Origin of the sequence: Sporosarcina limicola, from assembly GCF_014873855.1 — a bacterium.
Taxonomy (GTDB): domain Bacteria; phylum Bacillota; class Bacilli; order Bacillales_A; family Planococcaceae; genus Sporosarcina; species Sporosarcina limicola.
In genome coordinates this window covers 221,044-241,718 of the sequence record NZ_JADBEL010000004.1, presented here as the reverse complement: position 1 = coordinate 241,718, position 20,675 = coordinate 221,044, and the positions used below count along the sequence as shown (strand labels likewise).

At 39.6% G+C, this 20,675-nt stretch carries 23 protein-coding genes; 11 read left to right on the top strand and 12 right to left on the bottom strand.

The features are described from left to right. Positions 1-522: 522 nt before the first annotated feature. Positions 523-1,335 carry an alpha/beta fold hydrolase gene (locus H4683_RS06125; RefSeq protein WP_192597948.1) on the top strand — a complete coding sequence of 271 codons (813 nt, stop codon included), beginning with the start codon at positions 523-525 and terminating at the stop codon, positions 1,333-1,335. 255 nt (positions 1,336-1,590) lie between these two features. On the opposite strand, the gene H4683_RS06120 is transcribed toward H4683_RS06125, so the two are convergent. The 3 genes from H4683_RS06120 to H4683_RS06110 form a co-directional block, all read right to left on the bottom strand. Then, positions 1,591-1,926, bottom strand: a complete 336-nt coding sequence (locus H4683_RS06120; protein WP_225941907.1) for a hypothetical protein — start codon at positions 1,924-1,926, stop codon at positions 1,591-1,593. Further along, positions 1,892-2,053: a hypothetical protein gene (locus H4683_RS06115; RefSeq protein WP_192597947.1), complete on the bottom strand. Its 162-nt coding sequence runs from the start codon at positions 2,051-2,053 to the stop codon at positions 1,892-1,894. Before H4683_RS06115 ends, H4683_RS06120 begins: the two co-directional genes overlap by 35 nt. Before the next feature lie 205 nt (positions 2,054-2,258). Next, positions 2,259-2,429: a hypothetical protein gene (locus H4683_RS06110; RefSeq protein WP_192597946.1), complete on the bottom strand. Its 171-nt coding sequence runs from the start codon at positions 2,427-2,429 to the stop codon at positions 2,259-2,261. Positions 2,430-3,288: 859 nt separating this feature from the next. Here H4683_RS06110 and H4683_RS06105 point away from each other — a divergent pair. The 4 genes from H4683_RS06105 (at position 3,289) to H4683_RS06090 (ending at position 7,092) form a co-directional block, all read left to right on the top strand. Continuing rightward, a complete protein-coding gene (locus H4683_RS06105; RefSeq protein WP_192597945.1) occupies positions 3,289-3,540 on the top strand; it encodes a hypothetical protein in 252 nt (83 codons plus the stop codon). Between the two features lie 403 nt (positions 3,541-3,943). Then, the gene (locus tag H4683_RS06100; protein ID WP_225941906.1) at positions 3,944-5,461 is read left to right on the top strand and encodes an insertion element protein; all 1,518 of its coding nucleotides are present in this window, start codon (positions 3,944-3,946) and stop codon (positions 5,459-5,461) included. A 260-nt stretch (positions 5,462-5,721) separates the two neighbouring features. Beyond that, positions 5,722-6,759, top strand: a complete 1,038-nt coding sequence (locus H4683_RS06095; RefSeq protein ID WP_192597944.1) for a hypothetical protein — start codon at positions 5,722-5,724, stop codon at positions 6,757-6,759. A gap of 174 nt (positions 6,760-6,933) precedes the next feature. Beyond that, positions 6,934-7,092, top strand: coding sequence for a hypothetical protein (locus H4683_RS06090; protein ID WP_192597943.1), 159 nt, complete (start codon positions 6,934-6,936; stop codon positions 7,090-7,092). A gap of 569 nt (positions 7,093-7,661) precedes the next feature. On the opposite strand, the gene H4683_RS06085 is transcribed toward H4683_RS06090, so the two are convergent. Both H4683_RS06085 and H4683_RS06080 read right to left on the bottom strand, forming a co-directional pair. After that, a complete protein-coding gene (locus H4683_RS06085) occupies positions 7,662-8,012 on the bottom strand; it encodes a hypothetical protein (protein WP_192597942.1) in 351 nt (116 codons plus the stop codon). After that, positions 8,009-8,152 carry an IDEAL domain-containing protein gene (locus tag H4683_RS06080; RefSeq protein ID WP_192597941.1) on the bottom strand — a complete coding sequence of 48 codons (144 nt, stop codon included), beginning with the start codon at positions 8,150-8,152 and terminating at the stop codon, positions 8,009-8,011. Before H4683_RS06080 ends, H4683_RS06085 begins: the two co-directional genes overlap by 4 nt. 354 nt (positions 8,153-8,506) lie before the next feature. Here H4683_RS06080 and H4683_RS06075 point away from each other — a divergent pair, with 354 nt between their 5' ends. Both H4683_RS06075 and H4683_RS06070 read left to right on the top strand, forming a co-directional pair. Next, complete coding sequence (locus tag H4683_RS06075; RefSeq protein WP_192597940.1) at positions 8,507-8,677, top strand: aspartyl-phosphate phosphatase Spo0E family protein; 171 nt, start codon at positions 8,507-8,509, stop codon at positions 8,675-8,677. A gap of 236 nt (positions 8,678-8,913) precedes the next feature. Beyond that, complete coding sequence (locus H4683_RS06070; RefSeq protein ID WP_192597939.1) at positions 8,914-9,069, top strand: hypothetical protein; 156 nt, start codon at positions 8,914-8,916, stop codon at positions 9,067-9,069. 154 nt (positions 9,070-9,223) lie between these two features. Here the strand turns inward: H4683_RS06070 and H4683_RS06065 are convergent, their stop codons facing one another. Then, positions 9,224-9,448: a DUF7167 family protein gene (locus tag H4683_RS06065; RefSeq protein ID WP_192597938.1), complete on the bottom strand. Its 225-nt coding sequence runs from the start codon at positions 9,446-9,448 to the stop codon at positions 9,224-9,226. A gap of 186 nt (positions 9,449-9,634) precedes the next feature. Here H4683_RS06065 and H4683_RS06060 point away from each other — a divergent pair, with 186 nt between their 5' ends. Both H4683_RS06060 and H4683_RS06055 read left to right on the top strand, forming a co-directional pair. Next, positions 9,635-10,456, top strand: coding sequence for a recombinase family protein (locus H4683_RS06060; protein WP_225941905.1), 822 nt, complete (start codon positions 9,635-9,637; stop codon positions 10,454-10,456). Then, positions 10,449-11,003: a hypothetical protein gene (locus tag H4683_RS06055; RefSeq protein ID WP_192597936.1), complete on the top strand. Its 555-nt coding sequence runs from the start codon at positions 10,449-10,451 to the stop codon at positions 11,001-11,003. Before H4683_RS06060 ends, H4683_RS06055 begins: the two co-directional genes overlap by 8 nt. A 513-nt stretch (positions 11,004-11,516) precedes the next feature. Here H4683_RS06055 and H4683_RS06050 read toward each other — a convergent pair. From H4683_RS06050 to H4683_RS06035, 4 genes are all read right to left on the bottom strand, one after another. After that, positions 11,517-11,960, bottom strand: a complete 444-nt coding sequence (locus tag H4683_RS06050; protein WP_192597935.1) for an RloB family protein — start codon at positions 11,958-11,960, stop codon at positions 11,517-11,519. A 4-nt stretch (positions 11,961-11,964) separates the two neighbouring features. Further along, positions 11,965-13,242, bottom strand: a complete 1,278-nt coding sequence (locus H4683_RS06045; protein ID WP_192597934.1) for an AAA family ATPase — start codon at positions 13,240-13,242, stop codon at positions 11,965-11,967. Between the two features lie 292 nt (positions 13,243-13,534). Continuing rightward, positions 13,535-15,802: a DEAD/DEAH box helicase gene (locus H4683_RS06040; RefSeq protein WP_192597933.1), complete on the bottom strand. Its 2,268-nt coding sequence runs from the start codon at positions 15,800-15,802 to the stop codon at positions 13,535-13,537. Next, positions 15,799-16,170, bottom strand: a complete 372-nt coding sequence (locus tag H4683_RS06035; RefSeq protein ID WP_192597932.1) for a YppE family protein — start codon at positions 16,168-16,170, stop codon at positions 15,799-15,801. The genes H4683_RS06040 and H4683_RS06035 overlap by 4 nt, the downstream gene beginning before the upstream one ends. A gap of 175 nt (positions 16,171-16,345) precedes the next feature. Between H4683_RS06035 and recU the strand changes: the two genes are divergently transcribed. Together recU and H4683_RS06025 are read left to right on the top strand one after the other, a co-directional pair. Continuing rightward, on the top strand, positions 16,346-16,978 hold the full coding sequence (gene recU / locus H4683_RS06030) for a Holliday junction resolvase RecU (RefSeq protein ID WP_192597931.1): 633 nt from the start codon (positions 16,346-16,348) through the stop codon (positions 16,976-16,978). Continuing rightward, positions 16,975-19,617, top strand: coding sequence for a PBP1A family penicillin-binding protein (locus H4683_RS06025; RefSeq protein ID WP_192597930.1), 2,643 nt, complete (start codon positions 16,975-16,977; stop codon positions 19,615-19,617). Before recU ends, H4683_RS06025 begins: the two co-directional genes overlap by 4 nt. 65 nt (positions 19,618-19,682) lie before the next feature. Here H4683_RS06025 and H4683_RS06020 read toward each other — a convergent pair whose 3' ends face one another. Both H4683_RS06020 and nth read right to left on the bottom strand, forming a co-directional pair. Continuing rightward, positions 19,683-20,030, bottom strand: a complete 348-nt coding sequence (locus tag H4683_RS06020; RefSeq protein ID WP_192597929.1) for a YpoC family protein — start codon at positions 20,028-20,030, stop codon at positions 19,683-19,685. After that, positions 20,020-20,673, bottom strand: a complete 654-nt coding sequence (gene nth / locus H4683_RS06015; protein ID WP_192597928.1) for an endonuclease III — start codon at positions 20,671-20,673, stop codon at positions 20,020-20,022. Before nth ends, H4683_RS06020 begins: the two co-directional genes overlap by 11 nt. Positions 20,674-20,675 lie beyond the last annotated feature (2 nt).

Genomic DNA, 20,675 nt, shown 5'->3' with positions numbered 1-20,675 from the left:
GGACATCATCTGACAGGAAGGACATCGTGCTGATGATGAATCGACTTCGACGATAAAAAAGAGTTCCTTATCTGTTTGTTCCTCGTGAAGGACATGGACATTTTCATCTAAGTGGAAGATTTTCATCTCATTCAACAACCTTTCCGTTTTAGTATTCCTATACCCGAAAAGTGTTAAGTTGAAGCATTCCCCAAATGAGCGTAAGAGCCATTAATTTTATTAAAAGTCAAGAGTTAACGTAGTGCACTTAATATATCAGTATCCTTTATACAATGTGCAACATTATAATAAGAATTAGTTGAACCACAGGGGATTGTCTATTGACAATCTTTTTTATGTCGCATCCGGATCATAATGAGTAGCAGCAACACCTAATATGAGGTGTTTTTTTAATGCCTCCTAAATGGGCAGCTATGATAATAAATAGTTCTTCAACTATCGGCCATTTAATTGAATAAGGAATGTATTGCCGCAAGTGAATTTGAAATGAAAAAATAATTTATCTCAAAGGAAGTGTAATTCTTGTCAATCAATTATAAGATAGTCGGAGAAGGTTTCCCGATTGTTATACTACATGGTTGGTCTTTAGATCACCAAGTGATGTTAAACTGCTTAGAACCGGTATTCGAAAAACAGAGCGTATGGAAAAGGATATACATAGATTTGCCCGGGATGGGTGGTTCGAAGCCCCTTGAGACTATTCAGAATTCAGATGATATGTTAAATGTCGTTCTAGGATTTATCGATCAGATCATTCCGGATGAACCGTTCCTAGTATGTGGAAATTCATATGGTGGATATCTTGCTCGTGGAATTGCTCACTTTCGCAGGAATCTTGCCCGCGGTATGTTTCTTATTGCCCCCATGATTGTTGCGGATTATGATGAAAGGTGCTTACCTGATCAACAAATATTGAAGGAAGATCAGGCTCTTTTATCCCGCTTGTCACCAGAAGATGTTGCTGAATTTGAACCAATGGCTGTTATACAAGGTGAACGTGAATGGAAGAGGTTTCATGAAGAAATTTTGATTCCTTCCAGAAGCGCTGATGTTAAGTTCATGGATCACATTCGCCAAAATGGTTATGGGTTTACTTTCGATGTCGATGCTGAATTCTTACCATTTGAACACCCGGCGTTAATCATTACGGGTCGTCAGGACAATACTGTAGGGTTTAAAGATGCTTGGAAGCTAATTGACAATTATCCTCGTGCCACCTTTGCCGCATTGGACATGGCTGGTCATAACCTTCAAATTGAACAATCAGATGTGTTTGAAGCGTTAATGAATAATTGGCTCAATAGGGCTGAATCTGTCTCATTGATGGAGCAATGACCAGCGTACCTCCATCTTGGTTTATTCAAGAATCGGGAGCATTAGTTGAACAAGATAGTTAAAATAGACTTGTTAAATTATTTTTAACAAGTCTATTTTTGCATCTCATTAATTATCTATTTGAACTGCCCAAATTGATTAGCTACCCATCGCTCTTGATTTTCCGCAACGTATTTTTCAACCGCTATTAATCTATTCACCAATTCCTCTTTCGTAAGCTGCATATACCTCTTTTTGGCGATGTTTACATCACGTTCAGACGGAAATCCTTCTTAAAGATGCTTCGTCAAATCTAGAGGGCATTACAGGCTTTTTACGCGTATTTTTTACTTTATACGTTCTGCTATGCTTTTGATAATAAGAATGTAGTCCCTCATTGCGTTTAATCGTATTTTGATGGATGCCTTTTCCTTTTTCATCAAATGCTTTTGAATGCTCACTAATGTTCTGATAAGTTACGGGAATCCCTTGTTCTACGAGAAAATCAATCGTTTGAATACCGATAGTAAGTGAACGGTCTTTACGTTGCTGATGCACTTTATCAAGCCATTGCCGCTTATCTGAATGGATTGCGCTTGGTGATTGGTTCATAACGACGTTCCTCTCTATATTGTTTTATCAAGTCAATCTCTTTTAGTTCAATCTTAGCTTGCTTCGCCATTTCTTTTGTTTTACGAACTTCAACTTCTAACCCCATCTGCTTGAAGCGTTTCTCCATTGAACGGTTTCGATCACGGACATAGAACGCGGTCTCGATCCTCCGAGGTTAGGGGTTTTAAAATCGTTTCAATGAGATGTGCACTGACAAGAGAAAGCAATTTTCGCCAGTTATAGGTCGTCCGTTTGAGCAAGTCATACACGGCATCCTTCTCGGGCGCATCTGGAAAACGCCCTGATTCCAATGTTCGGTAAAGATTCTTTCCTTAAATGACAAGTGAAAAGATGAATTGGATAAGGATAAGTGCAGATAAGCCCTTCTCTTTCCGAATAGTGGATTGGTGTAAGAAAGCACCGATTTTAGCCTGTTTAAAAAAGAGACTTACCCGAGATTTTAGTTGGTCATGTTGAATTGAATCTGGTAAAATTGGAGACATAGAAAACATCCTCTCTTTGGTTGGTGTCGTGCCTTTATTTCACCAAAGAATCGGGTGTTTTCTATACTTTTTGCGCAAAAATAGGTCATGAACTGTTTATTACTGCTAGTTTACCAGGGTTATTCAACTCCGAAAGTTGAGTATCTATTATGAAAAAAGTCATTATTACCGCAAGTAATATTAACCCCATAATAAAAATATTCACTTAAAACTCTTCCCCCTCTTCCCTCCGCATCCGCCTAACTTTCCCCTGATGCGTCACAATCCGATATTCCCCCGTGCTCCGGCAACTCTCTCACTTTCGCAACCCCCTCCGAAATAACCACCACACAGTACATTGGTAGTTCTATTACAGGACTCGGGACATTGTAAATAGTTTTTTGTAGTCTGGAATCATCAATCAGTAATCACCTTTGTTGGTATCAAAGGGTTTCCGGGGGGAATAGCATAGAATTTCAGCAAAAAAGCTACAATAAACTATTATAGTTATAGTGAAACTCAAACCCTTTAAAGTATTGACTTTTGGTTTCCTGGTTACCATCCAAATTCGCTTTGTCCCGAGTCCTGTATTATATCAATCCCAAACAATAATGCATCCGTATTAAAATAACAGGTTCGGATGATGGGGAGAAAACAGTAAAAAACAAAGCATTTGGGGACACAATTCGCATATGAATTGGTGTCCCTGTTTTTGTTGTTATATCAACGTTTAGATGATTATATAGACGAACTGGCACCACAATTATCACATTAATTAACAAGAGCACATAAATTTATGTGCCTTTGCTAATTCACTTGTTAAAACAGTTGCTGATTGGGTATACTAAAAGTATCATCGATTTGTAAGGAGTTGGAAAGTATGAGGTTCATCAAGCCTAAAAATCACAATGCTGAAAAGGTTGACTGGCTTATATCAGAACGGGCTAGAAATATCGTAAAAAGTTACGCTGAATACACGGAGCATAGCGAAAGTGAAGTGGTCAACTTATTCCTGCTGAACTTGTTGGATGATAAAGATTTTATCGCTTGGATTGAGAATAAGAGGAATAACAGAAGAATCATTAAACAGCTCGGAATCGAAGAATTGGTAGGTGACGAAAAAATTGGCTAAGTTGAAGCGATTAGCCACCAAAGATGATAATTTAGTGGATGTTCTATCTCCCCTTTCTGCAAGCGAGATTAAGAATAGAAATATCGATTACGACATATTAACACCCAAGCAGTTTGGGACAAGATATAAGGATCTACTTTTCACACCTACCGAATTCACTTGGAACGGCATTAAGCGTCAAATCCAATACAACCAATGTGCCAATCCATATTGTAGATACCACTGAATGCCCCAAAAAAAGTACGAAACCAAAGGAAAGCCAACCCGCTATAAACTGACAGGGAGATCCAATCACAAATCAATAAAATGCAACCCAGACCCAACAGGCGTAACGGGTAATGCGGTATTAGGTTGTCACACCTCCACTCTTTCCAACTGGTCTATCGCACAAGAGATACAACGATTGGTTCGAATCAATTCCGTTCACAACAAAGAAGAGGATTATGAGTTCCACAAGAGCGGTTGCATTGCTGAAGACTTTACGCCGTTTAATGAACCTGAGGGCTTTTATAAGCAAGGAAAAAGCAGATTGGGAATGCAACGGTATCAGTGCAAGGTTTGCAAAAAGAAAACGGCTTTAACACCAGACAGGAAAAGATCCACCACATATAATCAAAAACGAAGTGATGTTCATCATCTTTTTGCCAAACTGCTATTAAGCCGAACGCCCGTCACAAGAACCTGCGAAATTTTAGAAATCGGCAGAAGGACCTACTATGATAAATTAGAATTCCTGTACCGAAGGTGTTTGGAATTTCTAGAACGTCACGAAACCAAGCCACTTCAAAAGGTAACGTTCAAAGAAATGTGGCTAAGCACAGATAAGATGATCTATTTTCTAAACAATGTTCGTCAAAAAGGGATGGGTGGTAGCCGTTATAATGAGGTTGAAGAAAGCCAATTCCCGACTCACGTTGTGGTATCAGCAGATGTTCTGTCAAGGTATGTATTTCGCAGCGACGTAGCCTATGATTGGGACATTGCTCTTGATACGGTTCTACAAAGAGAAGATCATCTGAATGAATTCGCAAAAAAATATGCGAGATACCCAAGGTATTCACACTACCCTATGCCCCCTTCGAAAAACGACACGCAGAGTGTATCAAGGTATTTCGAAGAATTGGCACAAATAGAACGAAGAATGAAGTATATAGACGGATTGCACGTTGGTTCAACTTATACAACGGTCGCTCACCTATGGCTCATCAAACAGCTAGTGAATGCGACTGAGTGGCGTTTTGTGACCGATGAGGACAGTTCCCTTATAACATCTATCAACAGAGTCTTCACAAAGGAAATACGGCTATCTGATGCCCATCGTTTCCTGTGCCAAACAGATAAGACGAAAACGAGAAAACAAGCCCGCGAAGAATTTGTTCAGGCGAGAATTGATTTGAACCATTGGGGAGAAATGCGAGGAATCGAAACAAATTCACTGAGGAAATTAGCGTTTCTGCAATTGCAGGAACTCTTTACGCACCATCACTTTTACAAGAAGGTTTCAACTGCTTCAAGAACACACTTGGAATATGCGGATAATCCAATTTTGCATCCCCTTGCTACGATTGATAGAGGCTTGCGTTCCATAGATTGCACAACGAACTTATCATCGCTGGACCCAAAAGACATTGCAGCTTTGATGATGAATGTCAATGACAACGCTACCAATACTTTCATCCAACAAATTCGAAGAAGGTTGTCCATTTTAGAAAGACCCTTAACCACCGCACGAGGCGATGGGAAAAGTTATATCTATTCCAACTTCAATCCTAAATATGCTCAAATGGCTATTACCATCCTGAGGACCTATTACAATTTTTGTTTCGCTTTTAAATCGAATGGAACTAGAGAAACACCCGCTCAACGGTTGGGAATCACGGATAAAAAATTCGACTTGAAAGATATTATTTATCTTAGGTAGTTAAATTAGTAGGAAAATAAAACATCTTCTTTACGAAAAGATGAAAAATCTATACTAAAATAAATTAAAGACTGTGAAATATTGTTCTTCTACTAACGGAGAAAGTAAGTTTAACAAGAAAAACCGAAATTTAACGGGTTTTCAATCGTAAAACTAAATGGAATGGTATGTTCTCAGTGGAAGAATTCGTACAAAATAGAAGAAAGAAGAGTATACCAATTAGAAAATCAAAGATTAGAAATCAACACGGGGGGATGGATATGAGAATGATAAAGAGAATCATCATAGGGGGACTCGCTGCAATTGTAGTTTTACTTGCAGGATGTGAGAAGGAAGAGATGGCGGTTGCTGATTTGGTGGAGACGGAGATCGTTGAAGAGGTCGAAGTCCATCAAGAAAAGGAAATAGTAGTCGATGAGTATTGGTCGCAGACGATTGATTCGGAGATATGTAAAACAGTAGGGGAATGCCGCGATTTGGGGGATTCATACGGAAGTGAACATTTTTCCGACTTTAGAAGAGGACTTGAAAGACAAGACGGGATTTGGGTTTTGAGTGCGAACACGGAAGAAGATGAATATTCTCTTGCTGAATTTGATTGGGAAGATGAAGACCTCATTATTGCTCGCTATGAAATTATAGAAGACGATCTTGTTTTAACAAAAGGAGAAGAAAGGACCATCTTTAAAGGCATCCCAGATCTTGTGCATGCCTTGTACGATCGAAGCAAAGTAAACTTCCAAATCCTTGATTTTCGAGAGGATGTGTACCCGCATGTTTTTGTAAATGAGGGGAAATTGGGGATACCTTCGAATTGGATTGAGCGTTGGTTTCAATTCGACACGGTGGCGATAGTGATTCATGAGTATGGTCATTTGCTGACAATGAATCAAGAGGATCTTGTCATGTCGGATACCTGTCCAGCAGATCAATTCCATTTGAAGTGGTACGAGGAGTGCTATAACGCGAACAGTTATATGAATCTTTTTTATCAATCTTTTTTGACGGAGTATGAGGAGCAGTGGCTTCATGCTGGTTACGAAAGTGTGGAAGAGCGAATTGCTTTTTATGAAAGGAATAAGGATTCATTCGTGACAACTTATGCTACGGTAAGAGCTTATGAGGATATTGCGGAGTCTTTTTCTTTCTTTATGCTAACGCCGTACAATGATAGCCCTCAAACAGTTGCAGAAGAAAAGATTAACTTCTTTTATCAGTTTCCAGAACTGGTCGAGTATAGAGCGTTTGTCCTTAAAGAGTTGAAAGATCGAAAAGACGAAATGTGGTCTTTTTATTGAAGTGCTATGTTAAATATCTTTATTGAAATTTGATTAATGGGGAATTAATGTTTTGAACGTATCAATATCAGAGCTGCTCTTGTCCAACTAACGGTACATTTTAATTGAAAAACAAGCTAAAAGAATATAGCATACGTGAGGGAGAGAAGAAACTAAGAAAAAGGGGTGGGTATTATGTATTTTATGTCATCTGAACAAGTTTTAGCTTTTATAGGCATGTTGGTGGGAAGTGTAATTGCAATTCGGCTTATGGGTGAGTTTGCTAATTATGTCATCAACAAGATAACAAATAACAAGGAGAGAAATGATAAAACAAATAATAGCATTCGCTGATGCCATCAATTATTGAGACGGTGGGATTCTACATTTAGAACCTCACATTATGGAATATTATTTTGATGAGTATATGGAAACTTCATCAACGGGTGCTTTAGTTCAATAAGAATAGTAAAATATTTTGCCGAAAAAACGCTCAGATTTTTCTGAGCGTTTTTACTTGTTTTTTATGGCTATTTCACTGTTGAAATGTATGCTAATTAACCTGTTATTTACGTTGTTAATTGCACTTTTCTCCCCATCAACCGAACCCGTTAGTATTAAAAGTAATATCTTTATTCACCAGGATCCCTCCTTGTGTTATAAACCCTACCAATGACGGGAGGAATCCTGTCTTTTTTATTGCCCGAAAACTCCGCCTGATCGTTGTTTAACCAACCCTTGTTCCGCTTGATCCAATATCAGCAGCACAACACTTCTTTGGTTGCAATGCAGCTCCTTCGCCAGTTCTGAAATTCCTACACCCTCATCCCACATCTGCCGGAATCATATCAACTCGCTTTCACGCCAGAGCCACTTAACCGTGATGTCTTCAAAGAGCACGTACTTAACTTCTTGTGCTGCTATCATTTCAATTCCTCTAGTAACTTAGCCGCCTTTGCTCCCCCATCCATCATGACTTTAATTTCCGGTTCCCACTGATCAACAACATTAACTTGATAATTTTTGCTGTCTGCATAGAATGCCAGCGATTCACGCAACCACTCATTTTCATTACTAAAATTAGTTTGCTCCTCAAACCATTCACGATAGCTATTCAGATGCTTTTCGACGTCTTGTTGCGCCTTTTCAACTTGTTCGATTTGCCAATTCATGTCTTCCGAAATGCTTTGCACGTCAACCGGACCCATAAAACAATACAACCACTTTGCTGACCTCTTTACTTCTTCCAACCGTCCCTCATTCGTTTCACTCATACCAACACTCCCTTCACTTTCAACTCATTCGTCAGAAGCGTAAACCTATCCTCATCCCTGTCATCCAACGCATGATCAATCTGCACCATTAGCATGTCCTTGTCAGTGACATCCGTTTTAATGCTCGGATGATTTTCCAAATAGAGACGGGATATCTTGGATTCTCCGGACATTTCAGCTATGAGTTTTCGAGTGTTGATTTTTTTATTTTGGCTAATGTGTTCATATGCATAGCGTACGAAACGCTTTGCATTAAGCTTCTTAATATTTCACGGTCGCGATCATTGTTCATCCTTCTCCACCCTTTCCGAGTCATATGACAAATGGATCTTGATCCAATAACAATTTAGTAGTAGCCGCCAATTACGACGGATTTTTTCTTTTGTTATTGGTAAAAATCTATACTAATATAAAAATAATACGCCTTTAGGTTTTTATTGACATGTATATTTTCTACCTCCGTTATAGATACTAAAAAAAGTTGGAGGTATAACATGACCGATAAAAAACTTGAAGACATAAATAATCAAATTGAGAATTTAAGAAAACGACTCAATGAACTAGCTAAGGAGAAACCTCTATCTGACCCAAAAGTCATTGAAACAAGCCAATTGCTTGATGTATTATTAAATGAATATGAACGGTTGAAAAATAAAAAAACATGAATCATCAATACTTTTGGGGTAGCCGGCAATTACGTCGGCTTTTTTAATGTTCATTTTTTTCGTACTGGCGTTCTATGATTTTCATAAAATCAACATCAATTCCGTTTAATCATCCCGTTCACTCCTCCTCAATTCATCATGCCCAAACATCCCAGACTGTCACCGATCCGTAACTGACTATCCTATATTTTTGTAGTAAACTCATAGTTAGATAAAGTCAGAAAGGAGACTATCAAATGACTGCTACGACGTGGATGTGGATGTGTATTTGTATTGCTACCTTGATTTTACAATTCATTTTTATCTTGATCCTCCTCCATCAAAGTAATCGATTTAAAGATACGATTGATGCGATTGATCCAATAGATGGATCATATAAAAGAAATGAATAGAGAAAGAACCGACATAGAATAATGAATTATTTCTATGAAAATGAATTAATACATATGAAATGGACGGGCACATAACGGTGAACGTCCTTTCTATTCATTTTGGCAGCGCATCGAAAATAGTAAGTTGCTGCACCACGTTGTCACTCCCTCACTTTTAAAGTTCAGTCCTATAAGCATCCAACTGATTCCAAACCCATTCTTTAAATTCTTCCTCAACATCTTCTTCTGAAAACTCGGCAGGTAATTCAATCACTTCCGCAAATTTAACTCCTGCCACAAAACCGACAGAAACGTGAATTAGGTGTTTTTTCAAATTTTTCACTCCCTTGCTGAATCCAGCACGTTCCCGACACGCTCTTAAGATCGCTCCATATTTCATGTATTCACCCCCTCTTTTATGTCAAATTGACATAGGGATTCTTGCAAACTCGCTATATAGTTAAGGAGCAAGCACAACCCCTCTTTGCATCCTCTTAATACTTCGATTGACCCCTCAACCATGCCAGTAAAAAACTCTCCGTTTCGATTAATAGATAAACATCAAATAGGATTGGTAGATGTAGTGTTGTGTATCGAACAGGACCGTCTTTCTCGCCTGGATACAATCAAGTGGGAATACTTAAAGGATATATTACGGGACAATAACGTAAAGATTGCCGCGCCTGGTAGCATTACTGACCTGTCAAACGAAGACGATGAGTTTATTTCCGATTTGAAGAACTTATTTGCGCGACGGTCACGCAGAGACTTATTGAGAAAAATGATAAGAGGGAAAAGTCAATACACGCGCGAAGGAAATGTGTGGGGCCGACAACCTGAGGAATATACATACTACCCCGAGACCGGTATGTTGGAAGTGAACGAAGAACGATCTTGGTTAATCCCTTTTATCGATGACTTATATTTAGAGGGAAATTTGGGAATAACAAAAATCGTCAATGAGTTAAATAAGCGTTGTAAGACAATCGAAGGTAAAAAGTGGACGAGTCAACAGGTGCTAGCGAAATTAAAGCGGAAATCCTACCACGGCGTATTGGAAAAGATATTTAAAACCGAAACAATTACGAAGCCGGATGTTTATCCAAAATTAAGAACTGAGGGAACTTATGATCGGATACAAAAAGAACTACGGAAAAGGTATATCCGCAAATCCGCCGAACCCCATTTCCTGCGGGATACCGAAATCCTCTGTGCAAGTTGCGGCAAAGTAATCAGCGTTAAGAAGCATTTTACGTATGGAAAAAAAGAGAATCAACGTTATCCTATGTTCGTCATTTCTCACACAGCCGAGACCACCCATGACAATTGCGCGACCAAACCTTACGTTAATGACAAAAGAATTAAGCACCGCATCATAAAGGCCGTCAAGGATAATATTATTGAATAAAGAAACAGCTCATAAATACATCGACTCGGATTTTGATGAGAACGAATTAATAGCGTTAGACAAAGAAGTCAAGCAACTTGCGAAACAAGAACAATCTACCCAAGAAAAGATAGACCGTCTACTCGATTTATATTTGGACGGCACATGGCCAAAAGAGAAGCTGGATGAAAATCGTGCCCAACTGGATGCACAACTCGCGTTGATAAGAAATGATTTAACAGAACGAAAATATGAACTGATTAAAAATAATCAAATTAACTGTGATACGGTAGCAGAATTTTTAAGTGTTGCAAATCGATTCGAGCAGCTACTTGATGAATCGGATCAACAAAGATTGATTGGTAGCTTATTTCCTTCCGCTACAAGGGACGTAGAAAACGACTTGCTAATTTTGCATGCCTTCTTACCTCAAAAAGTTAAAGTAGATCTAAAAGTAGCAATTGAATCGATAGAAGAAATGACAGAACACGAATTGATGGAGCGGTCCACGACACGACACAAGCAGGCGCAAAAGCATTTGGACAAAAGAACCGCGGCATATCACTAGAAGCCCTTGGAAAGGCAGTAGGAAGTCAACCACCTACACTAAAGCTAGACCAAGAGCGCTTCGGTACATTCAAACATCTTAAACCAAATACACTTAGTCCAGAACTGCGAGAAAAAAGAATAGAAATAATAAAAAAAGAATTGGTGAAGAATCCAGGATTCAGTGGCAGGCAGATGGAAGAGAATACAGGTATCAACCGAAAGATGATATATAAATTAATTGATGAAGAGGGTTTGAAGGCTTAATATAAAAAAGTAAAAGCAGGACAATGCATTCATATCTATCGTCCTGCTTAAGCCATTGTATTTATTGAGGTCGATCTAAAATATCCAACAGTTCATTAACCAGTATATATACTCTTGTATTTGGATCCTTTTTTGAAGGTGGAATATTAGGATTACTATTATCGTCTAATCCTTTAGCATTTTTTAATGCTGTATTCATCTTAGATTTTAGGATAGAGTATATCTCTGGGTTAGTTTTATCATAATTACTGAAACCTAACTTCTTAAATTAAAAATCTAATTTTTCAGAAATATCATCACGATGTAATGCTGATTGACTATAAGAAAAATGTAATAAATACCATAGTTCAAAACATTGGTTTGACCATGCAACTTCCATTCCCATTTCTCCAGCTTTATTTATTGCATTATCGAAATCATCTTGTGGGAAGTCATCTTTGTCAAAAACCGCCCAGATATTTTCATATAAAATTGGGAGTTTTCTAGAGTACTCTTCTATATCCTCGATAACGCGTAATGTTTCTTTACCAATCCCCTTAATTTCTATCTCGTATGATTGGATAGAATTTTTAAAACGTGCATTAATTTCATCTTTAAATCCTTTAAAATAATTTACTTCGGTACTTTTCCCCTCAGTTGCTATTAAAAAACTGGAAGGTTCCGGCAGCCTCTTTTCTCTCTTCTTCTTTTTTCCTGGCAGATGTCTAGCCATAAATTCACTCCTCCATTAATGACTTTAATTTAGGAACAGATTTATACCTGCCAAGAATATAGTCTTTTCCATAACTGGCGTCTTTTCGAACTTTTTTAGTAGTACCATTTTCCTCGAGTAAATAAGAATCTAATGAATATAAATCAGAAATCCCTTGATCATTTTTATCTACAAACCAAATTTCATCGCGTCTAAAGTTAGACTTATCTAATGAAAATACATCGTGCGTTGCAAAAATTAACTGGGCGTTTTTTGGATTACTCTCATTAGAATGGAATAATATCAACAAATAACGAAGTAAAAGTGGATGTAATTTTGCATCAAGTTCATCTACAAATAAAACGGAACCTTCTTGAAGAGCCCTACTAATTGGTATATAAAGTGAAATCATTTTTTTAGTACCACTAGACTCATTATGTAGCGGCACTGCAACTAAGCTACCATCGTCTATATTTTTGTGAGTTGAAACCACTTGATATCTAGTGTCCGCTCCTGAAGGGGTAAGAATCTCATTCTCGATTAATGAAAAACCTTCAATACCTAAATCAATAGCCTTAACAAAATTTTCTAGAGCTAATTTTTGTTTATCATCCTGCAATAATCTTACGAGTGGTGAAGCCCTTTTATTTAGAATGAGGCGTTCAGATGTATCTTGACCATAATCCATAACTTTTGATGAAATAAACCATTCATAAACTGTTCGTGCTATAGGAATTTCTAAATTTGCAGCAAAGCTTAAAAATAATGTGCGGCTTCCAAGAATCTTGGATATTTTCAAAATATTTGATACACTTTTTAATTCTCCCGTTACTTCTTCAACATCATTTCCAGTTCTATAAAAGATGTTGGTGAATTTTTCTTTTTTTGATTTTTTATCTCTAACATATAAAAACTCTTCTCTAATCCGATCTACATCAATACTGAAGCCATAATTATAAATATTTTCATCAACAGAGAATAATACTTCAAAATCTGAAGGCTCTATAGAATTATCGAACTTGAAAGGGTCCAAGGTCAAATTCGAAGTTTCGATATCCTGGTCTAAATCGTTACTTCGAAAAAAAGACAATAAAACATTATTTCTCATAAAATCGAAGGCTTTGACTACATTAGATTTCCCACTAGCGTTAGCCCCAAAAATAGCTGAAACTTTTAATACTTTTTCATCGAAACAGTCGTTAGCTAAATCTTGTGCATGTTCAGTAATAGATGCAGCAATTAAATCTAAAGTAGTTGTTTTTTTAAAGGATTTAAAGTTACTGAAAGTAAATTGATGTAACATAAATGCATCCTCCTTATTAATTAGTTGAGATATTATCTCACATACCTTATTATCATACCATATTTGATTACATTTAATACAATATAACAAAGTAATTGTACGCTTTTTCCTCAAGAAATATGCCTTATGTCAATACAAGATGGAACTTCTCATATAGTCAGAATAGATAAAGTCCCCAATCATCTTATCGCAAAGAATAAGGTGATTGGGGACTTTCAGTAAGCTTTGATTGATGTAGAAGGGATCCCCCACTTCAAGAACGGTTCGTTTTAAGTAGTGAAAGGTTCCTGACTTATTCTTTCCTCGAAAGAATTTGAAGAATATCCTCGACGGTATGTTTCATTTTAATGCCTGGTTCTTGTGCGCCAATACAAACCGGACAGCCTGATTCGCAACGACAAGCGGATATGTGATTAGCTACTTGACTTAGCAAGTCGCCCCACCGACTGAAGATGCTTTCACTCAAACCAATACCGCCGGGATAACTATCGTAAATAAAAATCGTCGGTTTTCCAGTATGAACCGCTTTGACCTGTGGGACAACATAGATATCCGTCCTGTCACAACGGACAAAAAGTGGGATGAACGATTGGATTGCATAAGCGGCACCTGTCATTGCATCGGTTAATCCCGCCCCTGTCCATCCTTCTGGAACATCGAACGTCAACCAGGTGGAAGTCGTATGCAATTCCTCTGCTGGCAATGAAATCGGACCGGAGCCGATATTGTCATGTGAGTCAAAACGTATTTTTTTGAAAATCGTCGGAATCGCAAGCACCGCGATATCGCCGTAAGATGCATTATTTAATCCGAGTTGCTGCGTTCCATCCTCGTTCATCACTTTCAATTCAACCGCTAAATTTGCATCCGTAAAATAATCGACATCTACTTCCGTCACATACGCCTTCTTTTCATCCCAGTCCAGTTCCTCTACTTGGAATTGAGTACCCTGATGCAGATAGATGGCCTCTTCATGTAAAAGCGTCATTGCGCTAAAACGATCCATCTCCCCAAGAACCTTCGTCTCTTTCGGATGTGTTCGATTAATAATGACGACGTTTTCCTGCGATGCAGAACGGAGACTTACTTCACTTGCAGGGAATCGATCCGTCATCCAATGCCATTTGTCTACCGTCTTGACGAGGACCCCTTCACTTTCAAGAAAAGCGAGTAATTCCTGCACTTCAAATTCACCGTATGTTTCTGTCGATGAAAAAGGTAATTCGAATGAAGCGCATTTCAGATGATCCATTAAGATGAACATATTATCTGGATGAATGCGTGCTTCTTCGGGTGATTGGCCCAACAAATAGTCAGGATGTTCAATAATATACTGATCGAGCGCGACAGACTGGGCAACATAAATAATCAACGCCTCTTCCTGCCGCCTCCCCGCTCGCCCCGCCTGTTGGAAAGCACTTGCAATATTTCCCGGGTAACCTGTCATAATACATGCTTGTAATTGACCAATATCAATGCCCAGTTCAAGCGCATTTGTACTAACGACTGTTCGGATTTCACCATCACGAAGCCCTTTTTCAATCTTCCGTCGTTCAGAAGGTAGATAACCGCCTCTGTAACCCATAATGGTTTTATCAAACAACCTTTTCTTCGTCAACTCTTTCATATAGGTAACAAGCATTTCAACTCGCACGCGACTTTTCGCAAAAATGATTGTTTGGATTCCTTCGCGGTACAGCATGGAAGCAACGTCTCGTACTTCAAGAACAGCACTGCGGCGAATACCGAAAGTTGGATGAACAACAGGCGGATTGTAGAACACGAAATGCTTCTTACCTGCAGGTGCCCCGTTATTTACAATCAACTCCACAGCCGAGTTTGTTAGTGACTCCGCAAGTTCTTTCGGATTAGCAATCGTGGCCGATGTACAAATGAAAACAGGATCACTTCCATAGTAATTACAGATGCGCTTTAGCCTTCGAAGTACATGCGCAACATGACTCCCGAAAACACCTTTGTACGTATGTAATTCATCGATAATGATATATTTCAAGTTCTCAAATAACGAAACCCATTTCGTATGATGTGGCAAAATGCCGGAATGCAGCATATCCGGATTCGTCAATACGATATGACCTGACTTTCGAACCTTGGAGCGTAGCCCTGGCGCGGTATCCCCATCATACGTATAACTGAAGATTGTTTCTCCGCTAGCTTCAATCAATTCATGAAGATCCGCAAGTTGATCTTGTGCAAGTGCCTTCGTCGGAAACAGATAGATGGCGCGCGACGCATCGTCTTCGAGAATACTTTGCATAACAGGCAGATGATAACAGAGTGATTTTCCAGATGCCGTTGGTGTGACCGCAGTAAAGGACTTTCCGTTAGCAGCCAATTCGAACGCTTCCCGCTGATGACTGTACAGCTTGTTTATGCCTTTCGATGCTAGCGCTTTGATAACCGATGGATGGAGGTTATCCGGAAATTCCGCATAACATGCCTTTTTCCCTTCGATTGTCCTGTAATGAATAACATTGGTTGAAAAAACAGGATCCGTCCTCAGCTTTTCTAAGACGACCGCTAAAGGCGTCTTCTTCATTCTGCTTCTCCTTCTTCCGCACGATCGAGCGCATCTAAAATCGTCTTAAACGTGTACTCAGCGGAGTTAATTGATAAGACGAAACGTTTCTTACCGGTTTTCTGGTAAAACGACTGCACTACGAATTGCCTCATCGAATCATTTAGCGACTCAATCTGGACGGGATGAACATACATCGGTTTAGCGATTTTAATCCAGTCACTCACTTCTATTGTCCATTCATCCAGCATTGTGTGGATCTTATCCGCATATGGTTTTACTTCATTAAAAAAATCAGGTTCAACATCCAGTTCCCTCATACGAGCATGCCTTTCAAAACACTCCGCGCAAACTGCAAGAAGGGTTTTCGTTTTTTCAATCAAATTCATACTGATGCACACCCTTTCCATACGTTTCTTTCATTTTATCAGAGATGGACATACTTCACCACACTGAGCGAACGTACATTCCTTACTATCATAGATTTTGAATTGAATGTGGAACTTTCCACCTCACAGACCGTCTAATCCATGTGGTATGATTAGTAGATGCGAGGTGAACCGTATGGCAATACGTTATCCGAACGGCAAAAAATACGTACCCGTTCAAAAGTTGGGACAGCAAAAAAAAACCAATCTATCCTTCAGTAACCGTGGAAAGACGTTGGAAGATGAATTGAATGAAACAAATGAGTTCTACCTAAGTCGCAGCATGGCTGTCATCCATAAGAAGCCCGTTCCAATCCAAGTCGTCAATGTAAACTATCCTGCAAGAAGCGCTGCCGTTATTACGGAAGCCTATTTTCGGACGCCATCTACAACGGACTACAATGGGCTATGGAAAGGAAAGTATATCGACTTTGAAGCAAAAGAAACGAAAAGCGCAACTTCCTTCCCGCTACAAAATATTCATGAGCATCAGGTAAACCATATGAAAAGCGTGTCAAAGCAAGGTGGAATCACATTTTTCATCCTAAAATTCACTTCCCTTGACCGTTATTTCATCACCCCTTATGTTTTCTTTGAGAAATATTGGGAAAGAATGATATCTGGCGGAAGAAAATCCATTACACTTGATGAGGTTATGGAGATGTCCACAGAAATTAAACCCGGTTTTAATCCGAGGCTAGATTATTTACAAGCGGTGTCTGCCCTAGCAGCATCCTATGAAACGATTGAAAGGCAGGAAGATGTATGAGCGATCAAATAAATTCAAGAACATCACGACGTAAAAATGTGGAATCAGACCGAAGCAATAAGAAAAACAAGAAAGCAGGAAAAGGGAAAGGCCTATTCAAGAAGATTTTCCTTTCACTTGTCATTGCTGGATTCGCGGTTCTTATCGGGGGAGCAGGTCTGTTTGCCTATTACGCAAGCACCGCGCCCAAGCTTGATGAAAACCTATTGAAAGATCCTCTCTCCTCGGAATTTCTCGATAAAGATCAGAACGTCTTCATGAAATTCGGTGCTGAGAAAAGGGATTTCATTCCCTATGATAAAATTCCGAAATTAATGGAGGACGCTATTCTAGCGACAGAGGACATACGGTTCTACAAGCATCATGGAATGGACTTCTGGCGACTTGGTGGTGCAGTTTTAGCGAACTTCAAAAGTGGGTTCGGTTCCCAAGGAGCGAGTACGATTACACAACAAGTTATTAAAAACTCATTTCTCAAACAAGAAAAAACACTGAAACGAAAATCTCAAGAAGCATATCTCGCGTTCCAACTCGAAAGACAATATGACAAAGAAGAAATCTTTGAAATGTACTTCAATAAAATCCTAATGTCCGGTACTGTTTACGGCTTCGGTACGGCTTCTCAATATTTCTACGGTAAAAATCTTGACGAACTTGAATTACACGAAGTTGCCCTACTGGCAGGACTTCCCCAGTATCCGAATGGCTATAACCCGTTCAAAAATCCGGAACGCGCTGAAAAACGACGCAATATTGTTCTTGGTCTCATGCACCAGCATAAGAAAATCACAAAAGAGGAAATGGATACAGCTAAAGCGATTCCAGTTATATCCACTCTCTTGCCTGAAGAGAAAAGACAGGCGAGAAACAAATCGGAGTACCCTGCATATGTCGATATTGTCTTAGATGAACTCGAGGCAGCAGGTATGATGGATGTATTAGCTGAAGGCGTAAAAATCCAAACAGCACTCGATCCTGCAGCACAGAAAGCTGTGGAAAACGCATTGAATACATCCGATTTATATGAATCAGAAAAAATGCAAGCCGGTATGACTGTTATGGATACAAAAACAGGTGCAATCGTTGCTGTTGGGGGCGGACGCGACTATTCTGGACGCGACTTGAACTTCGCTTCCGATCAGAAACGTCAGCCTGGATCAGTCATTAAACCGATTCTTTCCTACGGCCCCGCAATAGAAAATTTAAGCTGGTCAACAGGTCAAAGGATTGTCGATGAACCCTACAATTATAAAGGAACCAATAAATCGATTCGGAACGTAGACGGGAAATTTCTCGGAACCCAAACGATTCGGGAAGCACTTTATAAATCCCGGAATATTCCTGCAATTAAAGTATTTGAAGAAATTGGCACACAAAAAGCTGGTGCATTCGCAAAAGGACTTGGACTTCCATACGGCAAATTAAATTCTTCAAACGCACTTGGAGGCGGCGAGTATAACTTTTCCACAGTTCAAATCGCTGGAGCGTATTCCGCATTCGGCAATGGTGGAATTTATACGAAACCACATACTGTGAAGAAAATAATTTTCAGAGATGGCAAAACAGAACGTTCAATGGTATCAGATCCAGTAGCTACGATGAAAGATTCGACTGCCTACATGGTAACAGACATCTTACGTGACGTGGTAACTTCTGGAACAGGAACAGTCGCGGACATCCCTGGACTAGATGAGGCTGGGAAAACAGGTACAACCAACTATCCATCTGAAATTATTAGTAAGCACAACATGAAAAATACGGATGTTCCCGACAGCTGGTTCGCTGGCTATACAACGGATTATACGATTGCTATCTGGGGTGGCTACAAAGACTATACAACCCCAATTACGACATATGATAAAGGAAGACGTGTACCACAAAATCTTTTCCGTATGGTCATGTCTGATATTTCATCCGGTAAAGATACTGCACAGTTTAGTCAACCTGGGTCTGTTGAAGAGGAGACAATCGTATACGGTTCAGATCCTCTTATTCTCGCAAGTTCAACGACGCCCGCTAACATGAGACGGACAGAGCTATTCGTCAGAGGCACTGCTCCTGTAGAAGTTGCGGAAGTGGAGGAAGAGGTAGTAATCGAACTCGAAGCCCCTACTAGTCTGAGAACAAGTTACGTTGCTGAAACAACCTCTGCCGATTTGGTCTGGTCCCATAACGCACCGAACTCGGAGACGGTGGAAGGGGATGTCGAATTTACTGTACTCGTCAGTGTTGATGGCAGTGAGCAGAAAGAAATGACGACAACGAAAGAGAAGTCCGTCACCTTCTCTGGTGTCGAACCTGGAAAAACCTATACTTTCTATGTCTTTGCCAAAATTGCGGACCTCAAAAGCGATTCTACATCAACCCAACTCCTGATTGAAGAGGCTGCTGTAGAAGAACCTATTATCGAAGTTCCTCCTATCGAACCTATTGAACCTATTGAACCTGATCCTAATGTTGGGGGCGAAGATGGTAGTAATAACGGGAATAACGGGAATAATGGGAATGGTAGTACTAGCGGAGATGGCAGTAACAATGGGAATAATCCAAACGACAGTTCCACGGGAGAAGGTGGCACGGATGCGAATCCAAATCCCAATCCCGTTGAAAATGAAAGCGACGGCGATAGTAACCCTTAATCGCATGCCATCAAATTAAAAAGCAGAAGACTAGGTGCCAATTAGCACTTAGTCTTCTGCTTTTTTCATTTCTTCATAATTGAAAGTCTCGCTGCTTTCTTCTTTGTTTCCGAAAAAAGTGCATCCAATTGTATAAATGCGTAATGACTGTCGATTTTGGCCTTCACGAATTCAAATCGTTCAGTACCGTTTAACGGAAGGAGCGTGTAGACCAACTTTTCACTACGCTTGTCCAATTCTTTTCCGCCCTGTTCAAGTAATTTACGATAAGTGTCAATTGCTGTCTTCATCACTTCGACAGCTTGTCGGTCCTTTTGCTGATAATCTGATTCGATTTTTTCACGGATTGATTCCCAATGATCAAAATAAGGGGCAAGCAATTTTTTGTCGAACCGATTAGCTTCACTTTGCATTTGCTTTCATCCTCTTCTTTCCTTCCCTGCATAGCGGGAGGAGCGGACAGACGTCGCATCCAGGATTTTGCGCTTTACAATGGTAGCGTCCGAAAAAAATAAGTTGATGATGCGTGTCAGTCCACTTCTCTTTCGGCGTCCACCGCATAATTTTTTCTTCGACTGTAAGCGGATTATCTTTCCACCTGTTCATGCCGAGTCGCTTCGCTACCCGTTCCACATGTGTATCGACAGCCAGCGCAGGTACCCCGAATGCATTCGATATGACAACGTTCGCTGTCTTCCGCCCAACGCCTGGGAATGTCATCATAACATCCCGATTCGCAGGTACTTCCCCATCATAGCTATCAATCAGTAGCCGGCTTAAAGCTTGAATATTTTTCGATTTGTTTCGGAACAGGCCAATCGATCGAATATCATTTTGTAATTCTTCGATTTCCACCGAAAGATAATCCTTAGGTACTTTATACTTTCTGAATAAATCTGCTGTTACCCGATTGACGAGAACATCCGTACATTGGGCAGAAAGAAGTGTTGCGATAAGCAATTCAAAAGGATTTTCATGTACTAATTCGCAATGTGCATCGGGAAACATTTCCCCGATTTTATTGAGACACATTTCCCATTGTTTTTTCGTCAGCATCT